Annotated in this window: 22 protein-coding genes; 9 read left to right on the forward strand and 13 right to left on the reverse strand. The window is 58.1% G+C overall.

Features of this window, described 5'->3' with window-relative positions; genetic code table 11:
* Nucleotides 1-37: 37 nt before the first annotated feature.
* Complete coding sequence (locus AC6I7A_RS10535) at nucleotides 38-496, forward strand: DUF986 family protein (RefSeq protein WP_009089817.1); 459 nt, start codon at nucleotides 38-40, stop codon at nucleotides 494-496.
* Here the strand turns inward: AC6I7A_RS10535 and rlmA are convergent.
* The 4 genes from rlmA to AC6I7A_RS10555 form a co-directional block, all read right to left on the reverse strand.
* Nucleotides 493-1302 (reverse strand): 23S rRNA (guanine(745)-N(1))-methyltransferase, encoded by an 810-nt coding sequence (gene rlmA / locus AC6I7A_RS10540; protein WP_058957303.1) that lies wholly within the window; start codon nucleotides 1300-1302, stop codon nucleotides 493-495. The two genes, AC6I7A_RS10535 and rlmA, sit on opposite strands and share 4 nt — an antisense overlap.
* Before the next feature lie 137 nt (nucleotides 1303-1439).
* A complete protein-coding gene (gene cspE / locus AC6I7A_RS10545) occupies nucleotides 1440-1649 on the reverse strand; it encodes a transcription antiterminator/RNA stability regulator CspE (RefSeq protein ID WP_003852684.1) in 210 nt (69 codons plus the stop codon).
* Between the two features lie 649 nt (nucleotides 1650-2298).
* A complete protein-coding gene (locus AC6I7A_RS10550) occupies nucleotides 2299-3303 on the reverse strand; it encodes an MBL fold metallo-hydrolase (RefSeq protein WP_058957304.1) in 1005 nt (334 codons plus the stop codon).
* A gap of 18 nt (nucleotides 3304-3321) precedes the next feature.
* Nucleotides 3322-3594, reverse strand: coding sequence for a YebO family protein (locus tag AC6I7A_RS10555; RefSeq protein ID WP_009089811.1), 273 nt, complete (start codon nucleotides 3592-3594; stop codon nucleotides 3322-3324).
* A 212-nt stretch (nucleotides 3595-3806) separates the two neighbouring features.
* Here AC6I7A_RS10555 and AC6I7A_RS10560 point away from each other — a divergent pair, with 212 nt between their 5' ends.
* Nucleotides 3807-4043, forward strand: a complete 237-nt coding sequence (locus tag AC6I7A_RS10560) for a YobH family protein (RefSeq protein ID WP_009089809.1) — start codon at nucleotides 3807-3809, stop codon at nucleotides 4041-4043.
* A 30-nt stretch (nucleotides 4044-4073) separates the two neighbouring features.
* On the opposite strand, the gene kdgR is transcribed toward AC6I7A_RS10560, so the two are convergent.
* Entirely contained in the window at nucleotides 4074-4865 is a 792-nt protein-coding gene (gene kdgR, locus AC6I7A_RS10565; RefSeq protein WP_046101956.1) for a DNA-binding transcriptional regulator KdgR, read from the reverse strand.
* A 183-nt stretch (nucleotides 4866-5048) separates the two neighbouring features.
* Here kdgR and AC6I7A_RS10570 point away from each other — a divergent pair, with 183 nt between their 5' ends.
* A complete protein-coding gene (locus AC6I7A_RS10570) occupies nucleotides 5049-6419 on the forward strand; it encodes an MFS transporter (RefSeq protein ID WP_058957305.1) in 1371 nt (456 codons plus the stop codon).
* A gap of 53 nt (nucleotides 6420-6472) precedes the next feature.
* On the opposite strand, the gene htpX is transcribed toward AC6I7A_RS10570, so the two are convergent.
* The 4 genes from htpX to AC6I7A_RS10590 all read right to left on the reverse strand — a co-directional run bounded on the left by htpX (nucleotide 6473) and on the right by AC6I7A_RS10590 (nucleotide 10959).
* Nucleotides 6473-7357, reverse strand: coding sequence for a protease HtpX (htpX, locus tag AC6I7A_RS10575; RefSeq protein ID WP_009089804.1), 885 nt, complete (start codon nucleotides 7355-7357; stop codon nucleotides 6473-6475).
* A 244-nt stretch (nucleotides 7358-7601) separates the two neighbouring features.
* Nucleotides 7602-9641, reverse strand: a complete 2040-nt coding sequence (gene prc / locus AC6I7A_RS10580; protein ID WP_009089803.1) for a carboxy terminal-processing peptidase — start codon at nucleotides 9639-9641, stop codon at nucleotides 7602-7604.
* Between the two features lie 19 nt (nucleotides 9642-9660).
* Entirely contained in the window at nucleotides 9661-10362 is a 702-nt protein-coding gene (gene proQ / locus AC6I7A_RS10585) for an RNA chaperone ProQ (protein ID WP_009089801.1), read from the reverse strand.
* A 96-nt stretch (nucleotides 10363-10458) separates the two neighbouring features.
* The gene (locus AC6I7A_RS10590; RefSeq protein ID WP_058957306.1) at nucleotides 10459-10959 is read right to left on the reverse strand and encodes a GAF domain-containing protein; all 501 of its coding nucleotides are present in this window, start codon (nucleotides 10957-10959) and stop codon (nucleotides 10459-10461) included.
* Between the two features lie 214 nt (nucleotides 10960-11173).
* Between AC6I7A_RS10590 and yebS the strand changes: the two genes are divergently transcribed.
* The 3 genes from yebS to rsmF all read left to right on the forward strand — a co-directional run bounded on the left by yebS (nucleotide 11174) and on the right by rsmF (nucleotide 16745).
* The gene (gene yebS, locus AC6I7A_RS10595; RefSeq protein WP_009089797.1) at nucleotides 11174-12418 is read left to right on the forward strand and encodes a membrane integrity lipid transport subunit YebS; all 1245 of its coding nucleotides are present in this window, start codon (nucleotides 11174-11176) and stop codon (nucleotides 12416-12418) included.
* Nucleotides 12387-15020: a PqiB family protein gene (locus tag AC6I7A_RS10600; protein WP_058957307.1), complete on the forward strand. Its 2634-nt coding sequence runs from the start codon at nucleotides 12387-12389 to the stop codon at nucleotides 15018-15020. The genes yebS and AC6I7A_RS10600 overlap by 32 nt, the downstream gene beginning before the upstream one ends.
* A 258-nt stretch (nucleotides 15021-15278) precedes the next feature.
* Nucleotides 15279-16745: a 16S rRNA (cytosine(1407)-C(5))-methyltransferase RsmF gene (rsmF, locus tag AC6I7A_RS10605; RefSeq protein ID WP_195910806.1), complete on the forward strand. Its 1467-nt coding sequence runs from the start codon at nucleotides 15279-15281 to the stop codon at nucleotides 16743-16745.
* A 2-nt stretch (nucleotides 16746-16747) separates the two neighbouring features.
* Here rsmF and AC6I7A_RS10610 read toward each other — a convergent pair whose 3' ends face one another.
* From AC6I7A_RS10610 to AC6I7A_RS10625, 4 genes are all read right to left on the reverse strand, one after another.
* Nucleotides 16748-17395 carry a metallophosphoesterase gene (locus tag AC6I7A_RS10610; RefSeq protein WP_058957309.1) on the reverse strand — a complete coding sequence of 216 codons (648 nt, stop codon included), beginning with the start codon at nucleotides 17393-17395 and terminating at the stop codon, nucleotides 16748-16750.
* A 110-nt stretch (nucleotides 17396-17505) separates the two neighbouring features.
* Nucleotides 17506-17718, reverse strand: coding sequence for a DUF1272 domain-containing protein (locus tag AC6I7A_RS10615; protein ID WP_058957310.1), 213 nt, complete (start codon nucleotides 17716-17718; stop codon nucleotides 17506-17508).
* Nucleotides 17719-17844: 126 nt separating this feature from the next.
* Entirely contained in the window at nucleotides 17845-19194 is a 1350-nt protein-coding gene (locus tag AC6I7A_RS10620; protein WP_058957311.1) for an MFS transporter, read from the reverse strand.
* Between the two features lie 135 nt (nucleotides 19195-19329).
* Nucleotides 19330-21360: a choline transporter gene (locus tag AC6I7A_RS10625; RefSeq protein ID WP_058957312.1), complete on the reverse strand. Its 2031-nt coding sequence runs from the start codon at nucleotides 21358-21360 to the stop codon at nucleotides 19330-19332.
* A 260-nt stretch (nucleotides 21361-21620) separates the two neighbouring features.
* Here AC6I7A_RS10625 and betI point away from each other — a divergent pair, with 260 nt between their 5' ends.
* The 3 genes from betI to betA are packed head-to-tail and all read left to right on the forward strand — an operon-like array spanning nucleotide 21621 to nucleotide 25409.
* The gene (betI, locus tag AC6I7A_RS10630; protein ID WP_009089782.1) at nucleotides 21621-22214 is read left to right on the forward strand and encodes a transcriptional regulator BetI; all 594 of its coding nucleotides are present in this window, start codon (nucleotides 21621-21623) and stop codon (nucleotides 22212-22214) included.
* Between the two features lie 14 nt (nucleotides 22215-22228).
* On the forward strand, nucleotides 22229-23701 hold the full coding sequence (betB, locus tag AC6I7A_RS10635; protein ID WP_058957313.1) for a betaine-aldehyde dehydrogenase: 1473 nt from the start codon (nucleotides 22229-22231) through the stop codon (nucleotides 23699-23701).
* A gap of 25 nt (nucleotides 23702-23726) precedes the next feature.
* Complete coding sequence (betA, locus tag AC6I7A_RS10640) at nucleotides 23727-25409, forward strand: choline dehydrogenase (RefSeq protein WP_058957314.1); 1683 nt, start codon at nucleotides 23727-23729, stop codon at nucleotides 25407-25409.
* Nucleotides 25410-25743 lie beyond the last annotated feature (334 nt).

Here is a 25743-nt window from a genome sequence, read left to right on the forward strand (position 1 = left end):
CAACCGGCTGAGCTCACCCCGTTTGAGGCCAGATGTTATGTCATTAACTGATGCGCTGATCGCGCTCTGCATTGCCGCCCTGCTGCTGTTTGCCCTTTATGACGAGGTGATTCTGCCGCGTCGACGCGGGCCTGTCCGCTTGCGGGTCGCCCTGCAGCGACGGCACAAAATCGACAGCCTGATTTTCATCGGGCTGCTGCTGATTCTGCTGGGAAACAACATCAGCCATCACGGCCCGCAGCTCACCACCACCCTGCTGATGGTGCTGAGCTTTCTGGCGTTCTGGCTTTTCTGGCTGCGCAGGCCCACGCTACTGATGAAGGCCGAAGGGTTATTTTATGCCGGTGTCTGGATTGATTACCGGCGGATTCAGGGCATGAATCTCTCTGAGGATGGCATTCTGGTCATTCAGCTGGAGCAGCGCCGGCTGCTGATTGCGGTGCAGCAGCTCGACGATCTGGAGCGCATCTATAACACGCTGGTTGAGGCGCGCTAGTCGTGCTGCCACTGCGTCAGGGTAAAGTCGGCATCACAACTGAACGACTCGCTCTGCTGCAGCGTCTCCCAGACCGCCTCCCGCGCCCGCCACGCAAAAGGCGTCATCTGCAGCAGGGTCGTTGCGGCCCCGCCCGTCAGCGCCATCGGATAACGCAGCGTATGCTGCGCCATCTGCCGGAACCCCGGGTAGGTTTTCTGCTCTGGCGCATGCAGCTGCACGTCACGATAGATCAGGGCTTTGAACTGCTGCAGATGATGCGGTCCCGGCGTTACCGTCAGTACCGTGCCGCCGGGCTTCAGGACGCGGGCCAGTTCCGCTTCATTGCAGGGCGCGTAAATCCGCACCACGGCATCCAGCGAGCCATCGGCAAAAGGCAGACGCTGGCTGGAAGCCACGCAGAACCGCACCGTGGGATAACGCTTAGCGGCGAGGCGGATAGCCATTCTGGCCACATCCAGGCCATACACCTGTCCGCCTTCCCCTGCCGCCTCTGCCAGCGCAGCGGTGTAGTAGCCTTCACCACAGCCGATATCCAGAATCTGGCTCTCCGGCAGGTTCAGCACCGGTTGCAGCAGCGCGACGACCTGCTCACGCAGCGGCTGATAGTAGCCCGCCTGCAGAAATTCCCGTCGAGCCTGCATCATCTCTGCACTGTCACCTGGCTCACGCGACCGTTTATGCTGAACGGGCAGCAGATTGACATACCCCTCTTTCGCCTGATCAAACTGATGGCGATTCTCGCAGGACCAGCTGCGGGCATGGAAAGTCAGAGGAGAGTGGCAAAGCGGGCAAATCAACGACATAGGGGACTCCGGCATCAGATAACGCGGCGCAGTGTAACCTTATCGTTTACGCATCGGAAGCATAAAGAAAGCCCCGGCCGACCGGCCAGGGCTTTGAGAATCCATATCAGGGTGCGATGCACCGAGGCGGAGTCGAATCAGATAGCAGTGACGTTAACAGCTGCCGGGCCTTTCTGGCCATCCTGAATTTCGAACTCAACGCTCTGGCCTTCAGCCAGGGTTTTGAAACCATTACCCTGGATGGCAGAGAAGTGTACGAACACATCTTTGCTGCCGTCTGCAGGGGTGATAAAACCAAAACCTTTAGACTCGTTGAACCACTTAACCTGACCTTTAATCTTTGCCATTTTGCAAATTCCTTTAGATGTTTATTTAGCCCGAAGGCTGTCTTACAGAAAAACCAGAGACGTTACTGCATGAGGCACTAATTAAGGTTCGGCAAGGAAGCGGTATTCAACGTCAACGTCTTTACTCGTACTTCTTCACTGAAGATGCCATGCATAAACAGAACTGTACCTCGTTTAACCCACGAATTGTTATCACATATCCTAAAAACAATGGCAAGCCATTTTTAAAGTCTCAGAGAGGCAGCACGCACAATTGCCAGAAGGCTCACACAGCCTGTTCTGTCGCGGCGCTAAAACCCGGCATAAATATAATGAACCCGCAGGTTCATTTCCTCCGGATGCCTTCTCGTCCGGGCTAACTCAATGGATACCATAAGAAATTAATATTTCACAAATATGGCAGTAAGCGAATTGATAAGCGAAGCGACAGGAAAGCGAAGCAGCAATAACCTGACGTTAATCCTGTACGAGACTTTTTATTTGGTACAGGTATCTTCTCTCCTGCACCAAAAACAGGAAACGGCCCTGCGCTCTGCTCCAAATAAAAGCAGCCGCGCGAATCCGGCTTATTAAAAATTTAACCATCAATGTGATAAAAAAAGATTTCTGTTAAAAAAAGCCGGTGTAACCGTCTTCCCCGGCTCCAGGATTATTCCTGGGGTGGATTATTCAGGCTGCGGCTTTCGCCTATTCGCCAGGGCGCGAAGCTGCCCTGCTCCTCCTCTGCCCGCCGCAGTGCCGCAGCCAGTTCCTGCGGAGGCGCATCCAGTGCCTCATCAGCCAGTTCAAATACGCCCCAGTGGATAGGCAGCGTCAGCGGTCTGCCCGCCGCCTGCCAGAGTGCCACGGCCTGATCGGGGTCCATATGCTGGCCTGCCATGAACCATTTCGGTGCATAGGCGCCAATCGGTAAGGCTGTCACGCTGAAGGGGCCTAGCCGGGCGGGGATCGCCAGCAGGCTGTCGCTGTAGCCACTGTCACCGGAGAACCAGAAGCGCACGGAGGATGATCGTACGACCCAGCCGCACCAGAGTGAACGGTTGCGATCGCGCGGCGACCGCATACTCCAGTGACGCGCCGGAACCGCATCAAAACAGAGATCGCCCACCCTGACCTGCTGCCACCAGTCAGCCTGATGTACCTGCTGCACTCCCCGGGCGCGGCACCACGCCGCCAGGCCCAGCGGCACAACAAAGGTGGCCTGCGGGAAACGCCGGACGATCGCTTTGACCGTCGGCCGATCCAGATGGTCGTAATGATTGTGAGAAATCAGCACGGCATCCAGATGCGGCAGGTCGGCAATGCTGAGCGGCGCGGGGGTTTTGCGCTGCGGTCCGGCAAAAGAAAACGGCGAGGCGCGGGATGAGAGGGCGGGATCGATCAGAATGTAACGCTGATTGAGCCGCAACAGCACGGCGGCATGGCCCAGCCACCAGAGGCGATCGTCACTGCCGCTGAGATCGGCGGGTTGCCACCACTCTTCAACAAAAGCGTTATAGCCCTGTTGCGGTGGCATCGGAAGACCCTGCGCTTTTCGCTCCCGACGCCAGCGCCGGAGATCGCCAGGCTGACGCTCTTCCGGCTCAGGGTTACGGAAGCCCTCTGGCGTATGGTGCGCTTTGCTGCTGTCATACCACGGATTCTTCCCGCTCATCCCGCCTCTCTGTTCTGATTAACGTTCCGGGATTAACCGGATAAAGTCGCGCTTCTCCCGCTCATCCTCGGGTTTTTTACTCTCCGCGCCCGGCTGCAGCTCAATCAGACGACGCAGCAGCTGATTCTGTTTTTTCTGCTCTTCCAGCAGCGATTCCAGCAAACGGATCTGCTCACCGGCTCGAACGCTGGCACGATTAACGAAGAACCAGGCGATAAACGCCACAATCAAAATGATGACCAGCAGGCCATAGCTGACCAGGGGGCCCGGATTTGCGGCTAACTCATTCATAACTGCCTCATAAAACAAAGTGAAAACGCCAGAACACGACAACCGCGTATTCTACCTGTCGCCATCACAAAAGATAATGGGGTTAACGGCAAAGCAGAATTTGCCGTTTCAGTTATCTCTGATCGATTCCCGCCGAAAAGCCAGGCATGCTGCTATCATTCTGACCGGCAGCACCAGGTGGAGCGCTGAGTTACCTTTCACAAGGAGATACAATGAAACTGTTTATTCGCATGGTAGGCTTGCTGGCGGTGATCTGGCTGGCGATGCTCTTTACCGGTTATGGCGTGTTAACCGGCAGCACTAAGAATGCAGCGGGACTGGGCCTGCAGTGCAGCTATCTTACCGCGCGCGGTGTGATTAACGCCCAGTATCTGCACACGGACAGCGGCGTGGTCGGCGTAACCGATTGTCCGCTGCTGAAGAAAAGCGGTGAAGTGATCGATAACTGATGAAAGCGCGGGCCGCATGGCCCGCTCTGTTCAGAAAGGATAGGCGTGAAAGCCCATTTCCGAGGAAATCGTACGCGCCGCCCGCTGCAGCATCTCCACATAATCCTGACGCGCCTCTTCTGAAAAACGGATCGTGGGGAAAGAGAGGCTGAGGCCGGCAATCACCACCCCGAAGCGATCAAAGACCGGCACAGCGAGGCAGCGTAACCCCTCCTCCTGCTCTTCATTATCTTCGCCATAACCCTGCGCCTTCACCTCGTCCAGCGCCGCCAGCAGGGCGTCCGCGCTCATCAGCGTATTCGGCGTGCTGCGTCTGAACTCCACCTGCCGCAGAATCTCTTCCGTTTCCTCGCGGTCGCGCCAGGCGAGCAGCACCTTGCCAATCGCGGTGGAATAGAGCGGATTGCGGCGACCAATGCGCGAATACATGCGCAGGTTATAGAGCGAGTCGATTTTATGGATGTAGACAATGCTCTCCTCTTCCAGCGCGCCCAGATGCACGGTCTCACGGGTCAGACGCGACAGCTCCCGCATCTGCAGATCCGCGCTACGGATCAAATCGACATTCTGCAGCGCTTTCGCCCCCAGCTCGAACAGTTTGAGCGTCAGGGAGTACTTTTCGCTTTCACCTTCCTGGGTGACATAGCCCAGCGTTTTCATGGTTTGCAGAAAACGGTAGACCGTGCTTTTTGACATCATCACGCGCTGCGCCAGCTCAGTGATGCTGTGGTCGCGCTCTTCACCCAGCGCCTGCAAAATGCCAAACACTTTCAGCACGGAGGAGACGGAATCGGGCTGTTTGCCATTTTCAGCAGAGGACATCGCGCACCTTGTTCAATCAGTTACAGAAATAAGACGGAACGCCAGTATAGAGTGACGCAGCGGAAAGCGGCAATGGTTTCACCCCGGTGTCGCCGGTCACGCGATCTTTTTCACCTCCGAACGCTGCAATTTCGCGTCAACTTCATTAGCATGATGATATTCACCCTCTTTAGTAATTAACCTATGACACTCTCCCCTCCTCAGGATGGTTTACCCGGCGCTCAGCGCTATATGGCGATTATCACCATCGCGCTCGGACTCACGATGGCGGTATTAGATGGCGCGATTGCCAACGTGGCGCTGCCCACCATCTCACGTGAACTGAACGCCAGCCCGGCGCAGTCCATCTGGATAGTGAACGCCTATCAGATTGCAATTATCGTCTCGCTGCTGTCGCTCTCCTTCCTCGGTGACATGCTGGGCTATCGTCGCGTGTATCAGACAGGTCTGGCGCTGTTTATTGTGACGTCGGTCTTCTGCGCCTTCTCCACCTCACTCACCATGCTGACCTGCGCCCGTGTTCTGCAGGGGCTGGGCGGCGCGGCGCTGATGAGCGTCAATACCGCCCTGATACGCATTATCTATCCGCAGCGCTATCTGGGGCGCGGTATGGCCATCAACTCGCTGGTGGTGGCGGTTTCGACGGCGGCGGGCCCGACGGTGGCGGCCGCCATTCTGTCGGTGGCGAGCTGGAAATGGCTGTTTCTGATTAACGTCCCGCTGGGTGCCGTAGCACTCTGGCTGGCGCTGCGGACGCTGCCTGATAATCCGCAGAAAGCCACTACGCAGAAATTTGATGTGCCCAGCGCCATCATGAACGCCCTGTTCTTTGGGCTGATCATCTCCGCATTGAGCGGTTTTGCGCAGGGTCAGAGTCACCTGCTGGTGCTGTCAGAAGTGATCGGACTGCTGGTTGTCGGGTGGTTCTTCATCCGTCGCCAGCTCGCGATGACCGTGCCGCTGTTACCGGTTGACCTGCTGCGTATCCCGATTTTCAGCCTGTCGATGGGGACGTCGGTCTGTTCGTTCTGCGCGCAGATGCTCGCCATGGTGTCGCTGCCCTTCTTTCTGCAAAACGTCCTGCAGCGTGATGAGGTGGCCACCGGTTTACTCCTGACACCCTGGCCGCTGGCCACCATGGTGTTTGCGCCGATTGCCGGCCGGCTGATTGGGCGGGTGCACGCCGGGCTGCTGGGGGGCATCGGTCTGGCGATGTTCGCGCTGGGGCTGTTTCTGCTTGCCTGGCTACCGGCGAATCCCGGCGACGGCGATATCATCTGGCGCATGATGCTGTGCGGTGCCGGTTTCGGGCTGTTTCAGTCGCCCAACAACCATACCATTGTCACCTCAGCGCCCCGCCATCGCAGCGGCGGTGCCAGCGGCATGCTGGGTACCGCGCGTCTGCTGGGTCAGAGTGCGGGAGCCGCGCTGGTTGCGCTGATGTTTAATCTGTTTGATGAGCAAGGCACGCACGCCTCGCTGCTGCTGGCGGGCAGTTTTGCCGCCGTGGCGGCGCTGGTCAGCGTGTCACGCATGACGCAGAACCGCGCCTGAGGGCAGAAAAAGAAAAGGCGACCCGGGGGTCGCCTTTTTTATGCCGCTCAGGGCTATTTCAGATACTGGCCGCTGCGCAGGGCTTCAATTCGCTTGTCCAGCGGGGGATGCGACATAAACAGCTCGCTGAACGACTTGCCTTTGCCGTTGATGCAGAACGCCATCATGCTGCTCGGCTCCTGCGGTTCGTAGCTGGTTTTCAGACGCTGCAGTGCCGCAATCATCTTCTCACGGCCAACCAGCTTCGCTGAACCGGCATCGGCGTGGAACTCGCGGTGACGGGAGAACCACATGGTGATGATGCTGGCAAGAATACCAAACACCAGCTCCAGCACCATCGACACCGCAAAATAGACCAGTGGGTTGCCGTTGCTGCTCTCTTCGCCATCGTCACGGTTGCCGGACATGAAGCCCGCCGCGATCTGCGCCAGAATGCGGGACACGAAAATCACGAAGGTGTTCACCACACCCTGAATCAGGGTCATGGTGATCATGTCGCCGTTCGCGATATGCGACACTTCGTGCGCCAGGACCGCTTCAGCCTCATCGCGGCTCATGTTCTGCAGCAGACCGGTTGAAACCGCTACCAGCGAGGCGTTACGACGTGCACCCGTGGCAAAGGCGTTGATGTCAGGCGCGTGATAGATCGCGACCTGTGGCATCGCAATGCCCGCCTGTTGAGCCTGACGGCCGATCGTCTCCATCAGCCAGCGCTCCGTTTCATTGCGCGGCTGTTCAATCACTTCACCACCCACCGATCGCAGTGCCATCCACTTCGACATCAGCAGTGAAACAAACGCACCGCCGAAGCCAAACAGGCCTGCCATGATCATCAGGCCCTGGACACTGCTTGACTGGATCCCTGTCAGGCTGAGAATCAGCCCGAATACCAACATCACAGCCAGGTTGGTCATCAGGAAAAGAGCAATACGCATCATAATCGTTAATCTTCCTCAGTAGTTCACGCGCCTATACGCGGATAGATATCCTATGTGCATTGGGCCGCTTTTCAAGCGACCTTAACGTTTAAGTGCCTAAAAAGACATAACTTTACATTTTGTCACGCCTGCTGCGCCGACCTTCACGCTGGCACGATTACAGCGGCTAATGATTACGGCGTAATGGCCCTCCCGCAGGCAAAAAAAAGCACCGCCAGGCGGTGCTTTTTCTCATAGCCGCGGGTTATTTCGCCGCGGGCGCTTCCGGCTGGGATTTCTCCAGCTGCGCCAGATCGTTCGCAATCTTCACCGTCTCATCGAGGTAAGGATCGGGCTCTTTATAATCTTTCGGCAGCTCGTCCAGGTTTTTCAGCGGTTTTTTGCCTTCGGCCTGATAACGCGCGTTGATACGCTCCAGACGTAACGCATCATCTTCGTGATTCTCTTTCTCGCGCTGAGCGAGGTTGAGCGACACAATGTTGCGTTTATCTTTCAGGGCATTGAAACGCGCAATGTCCTTCATGATGTACTGGAACTCACGATCCTGGGCAATACGTTCAGCGTGCTGCTTCGTCAGCTGCGCCACCAGCGGTTTGACGTCGCCGGTTTTGACGTAGGTCGCCGCTTTGATGCTGTCCCACGGCAGTGCGTTATCTTCGAACTTCTCACCGGTTTCAGCCGCTTCCACCCCGGTTGGCATCAGCAGATCGGGCGTGACGCCTTTACGCTGTGTACTGCCACCGTTAATCCGGTAGAACTTCTGAATGGTATAGGAAACGGAGCCTAACGCCGGCCACTCCGGACGCAGCATCTGATCGTAGATGCGGTTCAGAGAGCGATACTGCTGCACGGTGCCCTTCCCGAAGGTCGGCTCGCCGACAATCACTGCACGCCCGTAATCCTGCATCGCAGCAGCGAAGATCTCAGAGGCGGAGGCGCTGAAGCGGTCAACCAGCACCACCAGCGGCCCTTTGTAGTAGACCACGCCGTCGTTGTCGCTGTCTTCACGCACCCGACCATTATTGTCGCGCACCTGAACAACCGGACCACTCGGAATAAACAGACCGGAGAGCGATACCGCTTCGGTCAGCGCACCGCCGCCGTTGGTCCGCAGATCGATCACGACGCTGTCAACGTTCTGCTTCTGCAGCTTCTGCAGCTGAACCTTCACGTCATCGGTGAGACCGACATAGAAACCAGGAATGTCGAGCACGCCCACTTTCTGTTTACCGACATTCTTAATACTCATTTTGACGGCGCGATCTTCCAGACGGATTTTCTCACGCGTCAGCGTCACGGTGCGGGTTTTGGTGCCCTTACCGGCTGGCAGGATCTCAAGGCGCACTTTGCTGCCTTTCGGTCCTTTGATTTTCGCCACCACGTCATCCAGACGCCAGCCAATCACATCTTCCATCGGCTTGCCGGGCTGACCGACGCCGACGATGCGATCGCCCACCGTGATGGATTTACTTTTCGCTGCCGGTCCACCCGCAACCATCGAGTTGATGACGGTGTAGTCGTCATCCATCTGCAGCACGGCACCGATCCCTTCCAGAGACAGGCTCATCTCGGTGTTGAACTGTTCGGTGTTACGTGGCGACAGGTAGCTGGTGTGCGGATCGATTTCGCGGGCAAAGGCGTTCATCACCAGCTGGAAAACATCCTCACCGTTGCTCTGGGCGAGACGGCGAATCGCGAAGTTATAACGCTTGGTCAGAACGTCGCGAATCTCCTGGTCGGTTTTACCCGCCAGCTTCAGGCTCAGCTGGTCATATTTGACCTTGGCATCCCACAGAGCATTCAGCTCGGCTTCATCTTTCGGCCAGGGAGCCTTGCCGCGGTCAATGTCGATGGTGTCATTGCCGCTGAAGTTCATCGGACGCGCCAGCACCGTCAGCGCATACTGATAGCGCTCAAAACGGCGTTTCTGCGCCAGATTATAGAGATCGTAAAAGAGGTCCAGCTTGCCACTGCGCAGCTCATCGCCGACGGTGGTTTTTTTGCTGGCAAACTGCGCCACATCCGACGCCAGCAGCACGTTGTGGCTGTAGTCGAGCATGTTCAGATAGCGATCGAAAATCTTCGCTGAAAAGTTCTGATCCAGGTCGAACTGGCGGTAGTGGGAACGGGTGAAGCGTGAGGTGACACGCTCACTGACCGTCGGGTCCTGCGGGTCTTCGTGAAGCTGGGGGATCTGATCGGCGCGGGTGATATTCTCCGCGCCGAACGTTGGGCCTGCTAACAGCAGGCCCGCAATAAGTCCAACTTTGAAAAGGGTGTTCATGCCGGGGTTAGCCTCCGTTTCAGAACTGCAAGTGTTCTGCGCGCACAATCATTGCCATGCCGGAAGCGAGCTGGACCCGAACGCCGTCTTTCGATACTTCAAGAACGGTAGCGTCCATCGCACTTTTGCCTGCTTTAACTTTAATACTCTGGCCGGGTTGCAAAGTTGAGGTATCAGTGATGGGTCGGGCTTCCTGCTCCGGACGTGGGGCTGGTTTGCGATGCTGTGAGGCGGTCGCACGCGGTGCAGCAGTCTGCGGACGCGGTTTGCGTGCGGCGTCGCCCTCGGCAGGCTTACGTGCAGCAGGCTTGCGCGCGCGACGCGGTGCCGCGCCCTCTTCGCTTTCACCCGCTTCACGACGGGCGGCACGCTGCTGATCGCGCTGTGCCTGCACACGCGCTTTCGCTTCTTCAAGCTGCTTACGCGCATGCTCGACGTGCTGCTCATCCAGCACGCCACAGGCATTACCGTCGAGATCGACACGGATAGCACCGGCTTTGATGCCGTAGAGATAACGCCAGCTCGACGTATAAAGACGCAGCGCGGAACGCAGCTGTGTTTTGCTCAGGCTCATTTCGCCCTGAACACGCTCGACCAGATCCTGAAAGATACCGATTTTGAGCGGACGCGCTTCACCTTCAGCGCTAAAGCAGTGCGGAAAGCGCTCCGCCAGAAAAGTGATGACTTCTTTACTGCTATTCAACTTAGGTTGATTTTCCATGAAATTTCCTGATTACAACGGGTTTGCCGACCAGCGCAGGCATGAACAGGCGACATTATAATGACAACATCGCTAAATGCCATGTGATCCAGTCGATTAGCTGCGCGTCAGCTGCAGATATTTTTCTAAGTCGCTGTTCGCAAGCACTTCACAAAGCCCATCAGTCAGTGTGACCAGCCCTGATTCGTCATCGCTGTCAAAACGATTGTAATCCACGCTGTCGATGTCCAGCACCCCAACCACAGTGCCATTCACTTTCAGAGGAATCACAATCTCAGCGTTGCTGGCAGCGTCGCAGGCGATGTGGCCCGGGAAGGCATGCACATCATCCACGCGTTGCACTTTCTCTTCTGCCAGCGCCGTGCCACACACACCTTTACCGACCGGAATGCGCACACAGGCGATTTTGCCCTGGAACGGGCCCAGCACCAGCGTATCGGCTTCCGTCAGCAGGTAGAAACCTGCCCAGTTCACGCCATCGAGACGTTCATACAGCAGCGCGCTAAAGTTTCCCATCGCGGCGAGAAACGCCGTTTCGCCCGTCAGCAGGGCTCGCATATCGCGATTTAGATCGGCGTAAAAGGCAGTTTTGTTCATTATTCAACCGTTACCAATGACATCTGAACGGGTTTATTGAGACCGTTCGTTAAAAATAAGTTTTAATTATCCAGAGCGACAAGGTGAATCATAGCGTTAGTTACTATAACCTTAGCATTCTGTGGATCGAAGCGTGATGCCCGAGACAGGCACACAGACAATGTCTTAATGACCGATATCTGTTACTTCTGACGAGCGAAAATTGCACCACCCTATGAAAATTCACGCTATCAGCCAGACATTGCCTCACGCACGTTATCAGCGTTGCCCGCAATGCGATACCCTTTTTTCCTTACCGGATGTGAAATCGCATCAGGCAGCCTACTGTCCGCGCTGCAACGCCCGGATAGTCAGCGGTCACGACTGGTCGATGACACGTCTGATGGCCATGGCCGCCACCATGATGGTGCTGATGCCGTTCGCGTTTTCCCTGCCGCTGGTGGATATCCGTCTGCTGGGGATGCGCATCAATGCCAGCGTGCTGGAAGGCGTGATTCAGATGACGCAGCAGGGGGATGTCCTGACGGCGTCAATGGTGGCCTTCTGCACCCTGGGCGCGCCGATCACCCTGGTGGCCGGCATCTGCTATCTCGGTATCGGTCACCGGCTGGGCATGAACCTGCGGCCCGTGCTGCTGATGCTGGAGAAGCTGAAAGAGTGGGTGATGCTCGATATCTACCTGATCGGCATTGCCGTGGCGTCGATTAAGGTGCAGGACTATGCTTCGCTGGAGATTGGGTATGGGCTGGCGGCTTACATCGCCCTGACGGTGCTGAGCGTGCTGACGCTGATCCATCTCAACATGGAGCAGCTGTGGGAGCATTTCTACCCGCAGCAGCCCGGCAATATGGCGCGTGACGAGATGCAGGTCTGCCTGAACTGTCACCATACCGGCCTGCCGGACGAACGGGGGCGCTGCCCGCGCTGCCACACACCGCTCGACTTCCGTCGCCGCCACAGCCTGCAAAAATCCTGGGCGGCGCTGATTGCCTCGATTGTGCTGCTGATCCCGGCGAACCTGCTGCCTATTTCCGTGGTGTACCTCAACGGTTCACGGCGTGAGGACACCATCTTCTCGGGCATTCTGTCGCTGGGTGAAGGCAATGTGCCGGTCGCCGCGATTGTGTTTATCGCCAGTATTCTGGTGCCCTTTACCAAAGTGCTGGTGATGCTGACTCTGCTGCTCAGCATCCATTTCCGCTGTGAACAGGGGCTGCGCACCCGCATCCGGTTACTGCGGTTTGTCACCTGGGTTGGCCGCTGGTCAATGCTGGATCTGTTTGTCATTTCGTTAACCATGTCGCTGGTCAATCGCGATCAGCTGCTGGCTTTTACCATGGGACCGGCGGCGCTCTTTTTTGGCGCCGCCGTTATCCTGACCATTATGTCTGTTGAGTGGCTGGACAGCCGCCTGCTCTGGGATGCACATGCAACAGGAAACGCCGACTACACCGACTAACGCCACGCTGCGCAATAAGCGTAAAGTTTCGCCCTTCTGGCTGCTGCCGATAATTGCGATGCTGATCGCCTGCTGGCTGCTCTGGACCAACTACCAGGAGCGCGGCACCACCATCACCATCAATTTCCAGACGGCGGATGGGATTGTGCCGGGCCGTACCCCGATCCGTTATCAGGGTGTGGAAGTGGGCACCGTGCAGGGCATTAATCTCAGCGACGACTATCGCCGCATTCAGATCAAAGCCAGCATCAAGAGCGATATGCGCGACGCGCTGCGCGAAGACACCCAGTTCTGGCTGGTGACGCCGAAAGCCTCACTGGCTGGCGTGTCGGGACTGGATGCGCTGGTCGGCGGTAACTATATCGGGATGATGCCCGGCAAAGGGAAACCCAGCGAGGCCTTTACCGCGCTCGATACCCAGCCGAAATATCGGGTGAACACCGGCGAACTGCTGATCCATCTGCATGCCCCCGATCTCGGCTCGCTTAACACCGGTTCGCTGGTCTACTACCGCAAGATTCCGGTTGGCCGGGTCTATGACTACAACATCAACAGCAAATCCGACGGGGTGGCGATTGATGTGCTGATTGACCGCCGCTTCACCCATCTGGTGAAAACCAACAGTCGCTTCTGGAACGTCTCCGGCGTCAATGCTGACGTCAGCCTGAGCGGTGCCAAAGTGCAGCTGGAGAGCCTGGCGGCGCTGGTGAATGGCGCGATTGCCTTTGACTCCCCGGAAAATGCCGGAGAGGCCAAAGCGGAGCAGAACTACCGGCTCTACCCTGACCTGGCGCACAGTCAGCGCGGCGTGCTGATTACCTTGGATCTGCCCAGCGGCAATAACCTTAAAGCGGGCAGCACGCCGCTGATCTATCAGGGACTGGAGGTCGGCACGCTGACTAAGCTCAACCTGCAGGATGGCGGCAAGGTGACCGGCGAGCTGACGATTGATCCGTCGGTGGTCGGTCTGATGCGCAGCGGCACCCGCATTGAGATGCACAGCCCGAAAATCAGCCTGACCGATACCAGCCTCAGTGCGCTGCTGACCGGTAACACCCTGGAACTGGTTCCCGGCGAAGGTGAGCCGCAGCAGCACTACACCGTGCTGGCGTCAAATGAGACGCTGCTGCAGAAACCCAACGTGCTGACGGTCAGACTGAGTGCGCCGGAGAGCTACGGTATCGATCAGGGGCAGCCGCTGATGCTGCACGGCATGCAGATTGGTCAGGTGATGTCGCGCTCTCTGGATGAGAATGGCGTCAATTTTGTGGTCGCGGTGAATCCTGAGAACCGCAGCCTGGTGCACGGGGACAGCAAATTTATCGTCAACAGCCGGCTCGATGTGAAATTTGGTCTCGACGGAATGCAGGTGTTAGGTGCCAGCGCCCGTGAATGGGTCGATGGCGGCATCCGGCTGGAGCCGGGCAGGAAAGGCGAGCCGAAAACCGCCTATCCGCTGTTTGCCGATGCGGAAAAAGCGGAAGAAGGCATTACCGGTGATGGCCCCTCCACCACCCTGACGCTGACCGCCAACAGTCTGCCTGACGTGCAGGCGGGGTCGGTGGTGCTGTACCGCAAGTTTCAGGTTGGTGAGATTGTGAAAGTCACGCCGCGCGCTGACGCCTTTGATATCGCGGTGCACATCCAGCCGGAGTATCGCAAGCTGCTGACCAGCGAAAGCGTCTTCTGGGCCGAGGGCGGCGCCCGCGTCAGTCTTAACGGCAGCGGCCTGACAGTTCAGGCATCGCCGCTAAACCGGGCGCTGAAAGGTGCAATCAGCTTCGACAACATGACCGGTGCGAAGTCGGCCAAAGGGGTCAAGCGTGTGCTCTACCCGTCTGAAACCGCCGCCCGCGCGGTGGGCAGTCAGATTACCCTGCACACCTATGACGCCAGCAAGCTTTCAGCCGGGATGCCGATTCGTTACCTGGGCATCAATGTCGGCCAGGTGGAGTCGCTTTCGCTCAGTAAAGATAACAATCAGGTCGTCGCCAAAGCGGTGCTCTATCCCGAATATGTGGATGATTTTGCCCGCCTCGGCAGCCGTTTCTCGGTGGTCTCTCCAGAGATTTCCGCAACGGGAGTGAATCATCTGGAAACGCTGTTGCAGCCTTACGTTAACGTGGACCCGGGCAAAGGCGGTGCCGTGCGCACCTTTGAGCTGCAGGAGAGCACCATTACCGATTCGCGCTACCTGAATGGCCTGAATATTTACGTTGATGCCACCGAAGCCGGTTCCCTGTCGCTGGGCACGCCAGTGCTGTTCCGCGGCGTGGAAGTGGGCACCGTGACCGGCACGTCGCTGGGCAATATGGCGGATCGCGTGCAGATTGCTCTGCGTATCAGCAAGAAGTATCAGCATCTGGTGCGGAATAACTCGGTGTTCTGGCTGGCGTCCGGCTACAACCTCGACTTCGGTCTGATTGGCGGCGTGGTGAAAACCGGCACCTTCCAGCAGTTTATTCGCGGCGGCATCCAGTTTGCCACCCCGCCAACGGTGCCGCTGGCTCCGCAGGCGACGCCGGATAAACACTTCCTGCTGCAGGATGAAGCGCCGAAGGATTGGCGCAACTGGGGAACGGCGATTCCGTCTCCGCGCTAAGTCATGTTATGCGGGCAGTCTGTGCTGCCCGCATAGCTGCTTTGTACCGCAGGCTCAGGGAGCATACGCCCTCCGCAAAGACGCAAAAACCGCCATCCCTGGCGGGCTCAGCGCGGACCCTCCCTGGCCCGCTATGCTTTACTCCGGGCGTATGCTCCCATCGCTTCACGTTTTCAGCGGCCTGTATGCCTCTGCTCAAAACCGCGCCAGACTTATTCCTCCTGAGACGGGCAGCCTGGCTGCCCGTTTCCTTTCTGCATGGTACACTGCCGCCTTTGCCTTAACTGGAATGTGCCCGTGTCAGATGCTGCTTCGCTTTTCCCCGCCGATTTTCTCTCTTTAATGCGCCAGAGCCTGCCCGATGAGGCCAGCTTCGCGCAGTTCCTCGCCATCAGTCAGCAGCCGCTGCGCCGCACGTTGCGGGTGAATACCCTTAAGATCAGCGTGGCTGACTTCCTGCGTCTTACCGCTGACTATGAGTGGCAGCTTGCGCCGGTGCCATGGTGCGAAGAGGGATTCTGGATCAGCCGGGAAGACGAGAGCCTGCCGCTGGGCAGCGTCGCGGAACACCTCAGCGGCCTGTTCTATATTCAGGAAGCCAGCTCCATGCTGCCGGTCACCGCCCTGTTCGACGCGCAGACCGCGGTCAGCGCCGTGATGGATATGGCGGCGGCACCAGGTTCAAAAACCACCCAGATTGCGGCCCGGATGGGCAATCAGGGGATCATTCTGGCCAATGAGTTCTCCTCCAGCCGGGTGAAAGTCCTGCACGCCAACATTACCCGCTGCGGCGTCACCAACAGTGCGCTGACACATTTCGACGCCCGGGTATTCGGTCCTGCGCTGCCGGAACAGTTTGACGCCATCCTGCTTGACGCCCCCTGCTCAGGCGAAGGGGTGATGCGGAAAGATCCCGATGCCCTGAGAAACTGGTCGCTGGCCAGTACAGAAGAGATTGCCGCCACCCAGCGCGACCTGCTCGACAGCGCCTTCCATGCCCTTAAACCGGGCGGCACGCTGGTCTACTCGACCTGCACCCTGAATCAGATTGAGAATCAGCAGGTCATCGCCTGGCTGCTGCAGCGTTACCCCGACGCCGTGGAAATCCTGCCGCTCAACGAACTGTTTGCGGGGGCGGAGCAGGCCGCCACGCCAGAGGGCTATCTGCACGTTTTCCCGCAGATGTTCGACAGCGAAGGCTTTTTTGTGGCCCGGTTGCGTAAAACTGCGTCGGTCGATCCGCTGCCTGCACCGGGCTATAAAGTCGGCAAGCTGCCCTTCTCGCACGTCAGCCGCAAGCTGGAGAGCGACATCATTCAGGCCGCCGCCGCCGTCTCACTCCGCTGGGACGATTCGCTGGTGCTGTGGCAGCGTGATAAAGAGATCTGGCTGTTCCCGGCGGCCGTCACCCCGCTGCTGGGCAGAGTGCGTTTCTCAAGAATTGGCCTGAAGCTGGCTGAAACCTTCGCGAAAGGCTATCGCTGGCAGCATGAGGCGGTCATCGCGCTGGCGCAACCGGATGCGAAGCACGCCTTCGAACTGACGGCAGCCGAGGCAGAAGAGTGGTATCGCGGGCGGGATATCTATCCGGAAAGCGAACCCGCCGGTAATGAGATGATTGTCACTTATCAGCAGCAGCCGCTGGGGCTGGCAAAGAAAGTCGGCAGCCGTATCAAGAACAGCTACCCCCGCGAGCTGGTGCGGGACGGGCGTCTGTTCCGCTGAAGTTACTGCAGCTGAACCATCGTCAGATGATGGCCAAACACCGCACCGGTATCGATATAGTGCAGGTTAGCCACCGTCAGCGGCTCCTTCAGCGGCGTATGACCAAAATAAAAGGCATCTGCCCCGCGGATGCCGCTTTCTGCGCCGGACTGAAGCGCCTCCAGCCGCTGACGGCTCCAGACCACCTGCTCCCAGTCCAGCGGTTTATCCAGGGCGTACTCCGCGGCGGGGTAATCCGCATGGGCAATCACCACGGTGCGCGCCCCCAGCTGTAAATGCACGATCAGCGGCAGATCGCGACAGCGCAGCAGCGCGTGACGCGCCGAAATGATAGCACTGCCGCGCAGCCGCCAGAACCAGCCGCCGCCGTTCATCTGCCAGCGCTGCTTTTCGTGACCCTGTAACGCCGACAGGGCCATCTCCTCATGGTTGCCCTTCACGCTGCGAAACCAGGGCTGCTTCAGCAGCGCCAGGCACCCCAGGCTGTCGGGCCCGCGATCGATGAGGTCACCCACGGCAATCAGCAGGTCCTGCTGCGGATCAAACTGATGCTGCTGTAACCGCGCATCCAGTTCAGCGCGGCAGCCGTGCAGATCGCCCACGACCCAGATATGCCGCCACGCTGACCCCTCCAGAAACTGGTAAGACATTGATCCTCCGCCTGCGTCGCTAAAGCCTCTGCACAGTATAGCCAGATCCGCCTCTGCACCGACACAAGCAACGGCAGCGCAGTGGGAAAGCGGGCAGGCCCCGCGGCAGATCAGGGGCGCGTTTTCGCCGGATACGCCTCCAGCTTCACAGCCGGACGCACCGGGCGGCGCACCATCTCTCCGCCGCAGTTGGGGCAACGATGCTGCAGTTGTTCGGCACATTCCGCGCAGAAGGTGCATTCAAATGAGCAGATCCGTGCCGCCAGCGAGGATGGCGGCAGGTCACAGTCACAGCGTTCACAGCTGGGGCGAAGTTCGAGCATGGCGGCACTCCTGTCAGGATGATGCGTCAGCTTCGCGCGTGGCGTCCCGGCTGTCGAGTCAGCGGAGAGACAAAGTGGTGTCAGATCGGGACATTCTGCCTCAAGGGTGCAGACCGCGGCCCGGCGCTAGTTCTGCGTCTTATCCGGGGCACGATCGTCCGGCTCTTCACCGGCTTCTGGCTGCTCTTCAGGTTCATCGGTCTCCTCTTCCGGCTCCTGACCGCCCATTGACGCCTGGATCACCTCCTCTTCCAGCGTCGGGTTCAGGGCCGCACCCAGTGGTGAGGTCGCCAGACTGTCAGGCATCACCACATGCGGCAGCGGCACTTCGGTTGTCGGCAGCGGACGTGGCGTCCGCACATAGCTCAGCCCGCCCGTCACCAGCGCGCAGACGGCAAAGAAGAGATAGAGCATATTGCTGCCCAGCGGCTGCATCAGCGCCCCTACCACCAGCGGCCCGATGCTGGCACCAATCCCGAACGCCATCAGCAGACAGGCGGTTAACGACACCCGTCGCTCGGCGGCAACCTGATCGTTCGCCAGCGCAACCTGCAGCGGATAGAGCGCGAACTGCATCATGCTGGCCACAAAGGCGATGCCTATCATCCAGTGGAAGGTAAGATGCGGCAGCATAATCAGCGGCACGCAGGAGACGGCAAACAGCAGCGCGATGATAAATAACAGCCGCTGACGGTCGTAGCGGTCGGAAAGCCAGCTCAGCGGGAACTGTGAAACCAGACCGGCAAAAATCGTCAGGCTCATAAAGTAGCCGGTCTGACTGGTGGTGAAGCCTTTGCTGCTGCCGTAAACCGGCGCCAGCCCGTAAAACGCCCCGATCACCATGCCGGTTACCAGCGTGGTGCCGAGCAGTTTGGGAATGGTGCGGATAAAGTAGCCCAGCTCCATCGGCGCGGGAGTCATGGGCCTGACATGGGTACGGGTGGTCAGCGCAATCGGCACCAGACAGAGCGCGAAGCAGAGCGCCACGATCAGCAGCGTACTCACGCCAAAACCACTCTGCAGGCTCAGCACCACCTGACCGCCGCTCAGCCCCAGATAGGTCGCGACCATATATAGGCCGAAAATCATGCCGCGCTGAGAGGATTCCGCCTGATCGTTGAGCCAGCTCTCCAGCACCATATACTGGCACATCATGCAGAGCCCGATGATCAGACGCAGAAACACCCACAACGGAATAAAGTCGGTCAGCCCGTGGCCAATCACCGAGGCGGTAATGATCCCGGCACAGGCGACATAGGCGCGGATATGGCCGACGCGGGCGATCAGGTTGTGCCCGACTTTGCCTCCAATCACCAGACCAATATAATTTGCCGCGATGATGGCACCGATAAGCGCCCAGTTCACCTGCTCGCTCGCCAGCCGGAGTGAAACATAGGTGGTCAGCAGACCGGAGCCCAGCAGCATCAGCAGCGTGGTGGTGTAGAGCGGCAGAAACGTACTGAATATTTTTCCCATATGACTCCCTGTCTACACCTTCAGGCATCAGGCCAGTTAAGCCCTAAAGATAGTCGATATCCGCGTCCGGCGCGGCATTGCCTGCCGCTGACGGCAAAAAAAAAGCCCGCCCGCAGTGTGCGGACGGGCCTGGCGTCAGGCGCTCGGGAAACTGATATTGCTGCCCGGTGCCTCACGGTTGAGATGGATGAAGTTCAGGTGCCGCTCGTACTGATCCAGAATGTCGATGATCACCTGCTCTTTGCTGTAGTCCATCAGGTCGTTACCCTGGCTGCCCTCCATCAGGAAGGTTTCCAGCCGGTAGTAGGTCGATTTACCGCTGCGGGCGCGATAGGTAAAGCCCGGGATCGAGTACTGCTGCGGCCAGACCTGATAGATGAAGTCCTGCTCTTCGCCCAGATGCACGCGCAGATCCAGATAGCCAATCGGGTTGGCCTCATCCGGCGCGACGCTCTCCAGCGACACCCGGCCACCCCGCAGCTCCAGCTCTTTCGCGACCTCTTCCATCGCCGGAAAGATGGTTTTTTCCATCATCTGCTGAGTATAGCGCGACCCCGGATAGTTCATCAGCCGCGACAGGCGCTTTTTCCAGGTGCGGCGATCCGTAGCGTGGGCCAGATAGGGCGCGGTGTCACGCGTGGCGCTGGCGCGACGGTGATCTTCAATCTTCAGCGATTTATAGAGCCCCGCCATCACAAAGAAGATTACAAAGCTGAACGGCAGACCCATGATCACCGTGGTGTTCTGCAGAGCCGAGATGCCGTTCGCCATCAGCATACTCAGGGTCAGAACCCCAATCGCCACCGACCAGAAGATACGCAGCCAGTTGGGCGCATCGCTGTTGATGTCTTTGAGACGTGAGGTGAAGTTCCCCAGCACCAGCGATCCGGAGTCTGCAGAGGTGACGTAGAAGAGCATACCGGTGATCGTCGCGACAGAGGCGCTGAGTTTAAAGGCCGGATACTGCGCCAGCAGGCTGTAGAAGCCGCGCTCTGCATGATTCATCACCTCCTGAGCGAAGCCCGCATTGCCATGAATAATCTGATAGAGCGCGGCGTTACCAAACACCGACAGCCACAGCAGCGTAAAGGTGAAGGGAATGATCAGGGTGCCGAGCACGAACTCGCGGATGGTACGACCGCGTGAGATACGCGCCAGGAAGAGGCCAACAAAAGGCGACCAGGCCACCCACCACGCCCAGAAGAAGAGCGTCCAGCTGTTCATCCATTGCGTCGGACGATCAAAGGCAAAGGTGTTGAGCGTCATGCCCATGAAGCGGTTGATGTAGTCCCCTACGTTCAGCACCAGCGCATTCAGCAGAAATTCGGTGTTGCCGAAGAACAGCACAAAGAGGATCAGCCCCAGCGCCATCACCACGTTGAGCTCGGAGAGGAGACGGATACCTTTATCCACGCCGGAGGTCACCGAAATGGTGGCGATCACCACCGAGAGGATGATCAGCGCGGTCTGCGCGGTCAGTCCTTCCGGGATATCAAACAGCACCTTCAGGCCATAGTTAAGCTGCACCACCCCGATGCCGAGCGTGGTCGCAATACCGAAGATCGTGCCCACTACCGCGGCGATATCGACGGTGTGACCAATCGGGCCATTGATGCGTTTACCGAAGATGGGATAGAGCGCGGAACGGATGGTCAGCGGCAGGTTATAGCGATAGCTGAAGTAGCCCAGCGCAATGCCCATCAGCGCATACATTGACCAGCCAGTCAGGCCATAGTGAAACAGCGTCCAGACCATCGCCTGACGGGCCGCCTCCAGCGTCTGCCCTGCCCCTTCCGGCGGCTGCATATATTGCGTCACCGGTTCAGCCACCGAGAAGAACATCAGGTCGATCCCGATCCCGGCGGCAAACAGCATGGCAGACCAGCTGAGGATGCTGAATTCCGGTTTGGCGTGCTCCGGCCCCAGCTTGATCGAGCCAAAGCGTGAGCAGGCCATGTAGATCACAAAGACAATGTAGAGCGTGGCAGCCAGCATGTAGTACCAGCCGAAGGTGGCGGAGACCCAGTTAACCGCCTTGAGGATCAAGTTCGCGGCCTGTTCACTGTAGAGAATCGTCAAAAGTGAAAACGTCAGAATCAATCCGGCAGAGGTATAAAATACAACGGGATTGAGTCTGTCTTTTTCACCGGCAGGTGGATTATTCATCGATTACCTCTGGTTAATATCCTGAAAATACGCAATGGATAACATTTGCCGCTCACGGGGTTTTCAGGCCGTGCGGCCTCATATCGTTCTGTCACTTCCTGTTTAAGCGTAACGGCTAAAGTGAGCTTAGCACTCATTGCCGTTTCGCTTACGCTACATTTAAAGAACACTACACTAACAAAATTTCTTTTTATATTGAACGTGCAATCAAAAAAAGTTTAAATAGGGGTACAATTTGAGGGCGGAGCCGGAGCGGAGCTATGCCAAAAGTAGGGATGCAGCCGATACGACGTCGGCAACTGATTGATGCGACCCTGAGTACGATTAACGAAGTCGGAATCAATGATGCCACTATCGCCCAGATCGCCCGGCGGGCGGGGGTGTCTACCGGCATCATCAGTCACTACTTCAAAGATAAGAACGGCCTGCTGGAAGCCACAATGCGTGATGTGACGCGGCAGCTGCGCGAAGCGGTACTTACGCGGTTACGGCCGCTGGCCGATGCCCCGGCTGAACAGCGGCTGTGTGCCATCGTTGACGGGAATTTTGATGAAACCCAGGTGCACAGCGCCGCGATGAAAGCCTGGCTCGACTTCTGGTCAAGCAGCATGCATCAGCCCCAGCTCAACCGCCTGGAGCGGGTCAGCAGCCGGCGGCTCTACTCCACTCTGGCGGTGGAGTTCCGGCGTCAGCTGCCGCTGGAAAAAGCGCGTCTTGCCGCGCATGGTCTGGCCGCCCTGATAGATGGTCTGTGGCTGCGCGCAGCGCTGAGCGGTAAGCCTTTTGACCCGGTCATCGCCCGCACACTGACCACCCAGTTCATCCGTCAGCAACTGGCTGGCGAGCACGAATAACGGAAGGAGAAAACATGTCCCGATTCAACGAGCAGAAACTCTACATCGATGGCGCCTATGTGGCCGCAGCGTCTGGCGAAACGTTCCAGACGATCAATCCGGTCAACGGCGACGTACTGGCAGAGGTTCATGCCGCCGGCCAGGAAGATGTCGATCGCGCCGTTGCTGCCGCCAGAAAAGGCCAGAAGGTCTGGGCCGCGATGACCGCGATGGAGCGTTCGCGCATTCTGCGCCGCGCCGTCGATATTCTGCGTCAGCGTAACGATGAGCTGGCAGAGCTGGAGATGCTCGACACCGGTAAACCTTACAGCGAAACCTCCGCTGTCGATATCGTCACCGGTGCAGACGTACTGGAATATTACGCCGGGCTGATCCCCGCCATCGAAGGCCAGCAGATCCCCCTGCGCGACACCTCTTTTGTCTACACCCGCCGCGAACCACTGGGCGTGGTGGCCGGGATTGGCGCCTGGAACTATCCGATTCAGATCGCCCTGTGGAAATCTGCGCCTGCACTGGCCGCGGGTAACGCGATGATTTTCAAACCGAGTGAAGTGACCCCGCTCACCGCCCTGAAACTGGCGGAAATCTACAGCGAAGCGGGCCTGCCGGATGGGGTCTTCAACGTGCTGCCAGGCCTCGGCGCGATCACCGGTCAGCTGCTGACCGAACATCCGGGTATCGACAAAGTCTCCTTCACCGGTGGCGTCGTCAGCGGCAAAAAAGTGATGGCCAATGCCGCGGGGTCAACCCTGAAAGAGGTCACCATGGAGCTGGGCGGTAAATCTCCGCTGATCGTCTTTGATGATGCCGACCTCGATCTGGCCGCCGACATCGCCATGATGGCGAATTTCTACAGCTCCGGTCAGGTCTGCACCAACGGCACCCGCGTCTTTGTCCCCGCGTCGCTGAAGGCAGCTTTCGAGGCAAAAATCAGCGAGCGCGTTGCCCGCATCAGGGCTGGCGATCTGCGCGACCCGGCCACTAATTTTGGTCCGCTGGTCAGCTTCACTCATCGCGACAACGTGATGCGTTACATCGAATCGGGCATCGCTGAAGGCGCGCGCGTGCTGTGCGGCGGCAAACGCCTGACCGGCGGCGACTTCGATCAGGGGGCCTGGGTGGCACCCACCGTCTTCACCGACTGCCGTGATGAGATGAAGATTGTGCGTGAAGAGATCTTCGGACCGGTTATGTCGATCCTGAGCTATGACAGCGAAGAGGAAGTGATCCGCCGCGCCAATGACACCGAATATGGCCTGGCTGCCGGAGTGGTGACGCAGGATCTCAACCGTGCGCACCGCGTCATCCACCAGATTGAAGCCGGCATCTGCTGGATCAATACCTGGGGCGAATCGGCCGCAGAGATGCCGGTCGGAGGCTACAAGCACTCCGGTATTGGCCGTGAAAATGGCCTGATGACCTTACAGAGTTACACCCAGGTGAAGTCAGTGCAGGTTGAGCTGACGCGTTTTCAGTCAGTCTTTTAATCACCCTTAACCTGAGGAACGATGAATGGAATTTGATTACATTATTATCGGCGCTGGATCCGCAGGAAACGTTCTGGCTACCCGTCTGACCGAAGAGAGCAACGTCAGCGTCCTGCTGCTGGAAGCGGGCGGCCCGGATTATCGTTTTGATTTCCGCACCCAGATGCCTGCCGCCCTCGCCTATCCGTTACAGGGCAAACGCTACAACTGGGCCTATGAAACGGAACCTGAGCCTTACATGAACAATCGCCGCATGGAGTGTGGCCGTGGTAAAGGCCTGGGCGGCTCGTCGCTGATCAACGGGATGTGTTACATCCGTGGTAACGCCATGGATCTCGATAACTGGGCCAGCGCGCCGGGGTTAGAGGACTGGAGCTATCTGGACTGCCTGCCCTACTACCGCAAGGCGGAGACCCGCGATATCGGCCCGAACGATTTCCACGGCGGTGACGGCCCGGTCTGCGTCGCAACGCCAAAAGCGGGCAACAACGTGCTGTTTGAAGCGATGATTGAGGCGGGCGTGCAGGCGGGCTATCCGCGCACGGATGACCTCAATGGCTATCAGCAGGAAGGATTTGGCCCGATGGACCGCACCGTGACGCCGCAGGGACGCCGCTCCAGCACCGCGCGCGGCTATCTCGATCAGGCTAAAGGCCGCGCCAACCTGAAGATCATTACGCATGCCACCACCGACCGTATCCTGTTTGACGGTAAGCGTGCGGTGGGCGTGGAGTTTCTGCAGGGCGAAAGCAACACGCTGAACAAGGCAACCGCACGCCGTGAAGTGCTGCTCTGTGCCGGGGCTATCGCCTCGCCGCAGATCCTGCAACGCTCTGGCGTCGGTTCGCCCGAACTGCTGAAGCAGTTTGATATTCCGCTGGTTCACGACCTGCCAGGCGTGGGTGAAAACCTGCAGGACCATCTGGAGATGTATCTGCAGTATGAGTGTAAAGAACCGGTCTCCCTCTATCCGGCGCTGAAGTGGTGGAATCAGCCTAAAATCGGCGCAGAATGGATGTTCAATGGCACCGGTGTCGGCGCCAGTAACCAGTTTGAAGCCGGTGGCTTTATCCGCAGCCGTGAAGAGTTCAGCTGGCCAAACATTCAGTATCACTTCCTGCCGGTGGCGATTAACTACAACGGTTCCAATGCCGTTGATGCCCACGGCTTCCAGTGTCACGTCGGCTCGATGCGTTCGCCCAGCCGCGGTCATGTGCGCCTGAAATCACGCGATCCGCGCCGCCATCCGGCGATTCTGTTTAACTACATGTCGCATGAGCAGGACTGGCATGAATTCCGCGATGCGATTCGCATCACCCGCGAGATCATCAACCAGCCCGCGCTGGATAAGTATCGCGGCCGTGAAATCAGCCCGGGGATTGAATGTCAGACGGATGAGGAGCTGGACGAGTTCGTGCGTAATCACGGCGAAACCGCTTATCACCCGTGCGGCACCTGTAAAATGGGCAACGACCCGATGGCGGTCGTCGATGGCGAAGGACGGGTGCATGGCCTGCAGGGATTACGCGTTGTGGATGCATCCATCATGCCGCTGATCATCACCGGTAACCTGAATGCCACCACCATCATGATCGGTGAGAAGATTGCCGATAAGATCCGTGGACGCGAGCCGCTGCCGCGCAGCACCGCGGCCTACTACGTGGCCGGAGAGGCGCCTGTGCGCACCACCCCACAGCGCAGCGACTAAATCGTGACAGTGTCACTTTAAACCTCGCCGGGCATCTTATTGCCCGGCTTTTTTTATTCCCCACCCCATTCCACACATTGTTTTCCGTTAACCTGCATCTGCAAATCATCAAACCTTAATCAAAATCAAACAAAGCAGCATCTGCTGTTGATTTCACGATATGCCGGATGCTATAAATCCTGCGTGTAGATAACCGGAGGCACTTTCCGTCCACTGATGAGAAGCAACAATGTGGATGCGTTGTAAACTTTATGCGCAAACTTTTTGTGTTGTATTCCCTGATTTCCCCTGCTTTCCTTTCCGCCCGGAACGTCGCTGATAAGCACTGGCGTAA

The organism is Type-F symbiont of Plautia stali, from assembly GCF_059731105.1.

Coding starts and splice junctions, on each gene's coding strand:
- AC6I7A_RS10535 (WP_009089817.1), top strand. CDS start 38: ATGTCATTAACTGATGCGCTGATCGCGCTCTGCATTGCCGCCCTGCTG.
- rlmA (WP_058957303.1), bottom strand. CDS start 1,302: ATGTCGTTGATTTGCCCGCTTTGCCACTCTCCTCTGACTTTCCATGCC.
- cspE (WP_003852684.1), bottom strand. CDS start 1,649: ATGGCAAAGATTAAAGGTCAGGTTAAGTGGTTCAACGAGTCTAAAGGT.
- AC6I7A_RS10550 (WP_058957304.1), bottom strand. CDS start 3,303: ATGAGCGGGAAGAATCCGTGGTATGACAGCAGCAAAGCGCACCATACG.
- AC6I7A_RS10555 (WP_009089811.1), bottom strand. CDS start 3,594: ATGAATGAGTTAGCCGCAAATCCGGGCCCCCTGGTCAGCTATGGCCTG.
- AC6I7A_RS10560 (WP_009089809.1), top strand. CDS start 3,807: ATGAAACTGTTTATTCGCATGGTAGGCTTGCTGGCGGTGATCTGGCTG.
- kdgR (WP_046101956.1), bottom strand. CDS start 4,865: ATGTCCTCTGCTGAAAATGGCAAACAGCCCGATTCCGTCTCCTCCGTG.
- AC6I7A_RS10570 (WP_058957305.1), top strand. CDS start 5,049: ATGACACTCTCCCCTCCTCAGGATGGTTTACCCGGCGCTCAGCGCTAT.
- htpX (WP_009089804.1), bottom strand. CDS start 7,357: ATGATGCGTATTGCTCTTTTCCTGATGACCAACCTGGCTGTGATGTTG.
- prc (WP_009089803.1), bottom strand. CDS start 9,641: ATGAACACCCTTTTCAAAGTTGGACTTATTGCGGGCCTGCTGTTAGCA.
- proQ (WP_009089801.1), bottom strand. CDS start 10,362: ATGGAAAATCAACCTAAGTTGAATAGCAGTAAAGAAGTCATCACTTTT.
- AC6I7A_RS10590 (WP_058957306.1), bottom strand. CDS start 10,959: ATGAACAAAACTGCCTTTTACGCCGATCTAAATCGCGATATGCGAGCC.
- yebS (WP_009089797.1), top strand. CDS start 11,174: ATGAAAATTCACGCTATCAGCCAGACATTGCCTCACGCACGTTATCAG.
- AC6I7A_RS10600 (WP_058957307.1), top strand. CDS start 12,387: ATGCAACAGGAAACGCCGACTACACCGACTAACGCCACGCTGCGCAAT.
- rsmF (WP_195910806.1), top strand. CDS start 15,279: ATGGTACACTGCCGCCTTTGCCTTAACTGGAATGTGCCCGTGTCAGAT.
- AC6I7A_RS10610 (WP_058957309.1), bottom strand. CDS start 17,395: ATGTCTTACCAGTTTCTGGAGGGGTCAGCGTGGCGGCATATCTGGGTC.
- AC6I7A_RS10615 (WP_058957310.1), bottom strand. CDS start 17,718: ATGCTCGAACTTCGCCCCAGCTGTGAACGCTGTGACTGTGACCTGCCG.
- AC6I7A_RS10620 (WP_058957311.1), bottom strand. CDS start 19,194: ATGGGAAAAATATTCAGTACGTTTCTGCCGCTCTACACCACCACGCTG.
- AC6I7A_RS10625 (WP_058957312.1), bottom strand. CDS start 21,360: ATGAATAATCCACCTGCCGGTGAAAAAGACAGACTCAATCCCGTTGTA.
- betI (WP_009089782.1), top strand. CDS start 21,621: ATGCCAAAAGTAGGGATGCAGCCGATACGACGTCGGCAACTGATTGAT.
- betB (WP_058957313.1), top strand. CDS start 22,229: ATGTCCCGATTCAACGAGCAGAAACTCTACATCGATGGCGCCTATGTG.
- betA (WP_058957314.1), top strand. CDS start 23,727: ATGGAATTTGATTACATTATTATCGGCGCTGGATCCGCAGGAAACGTT.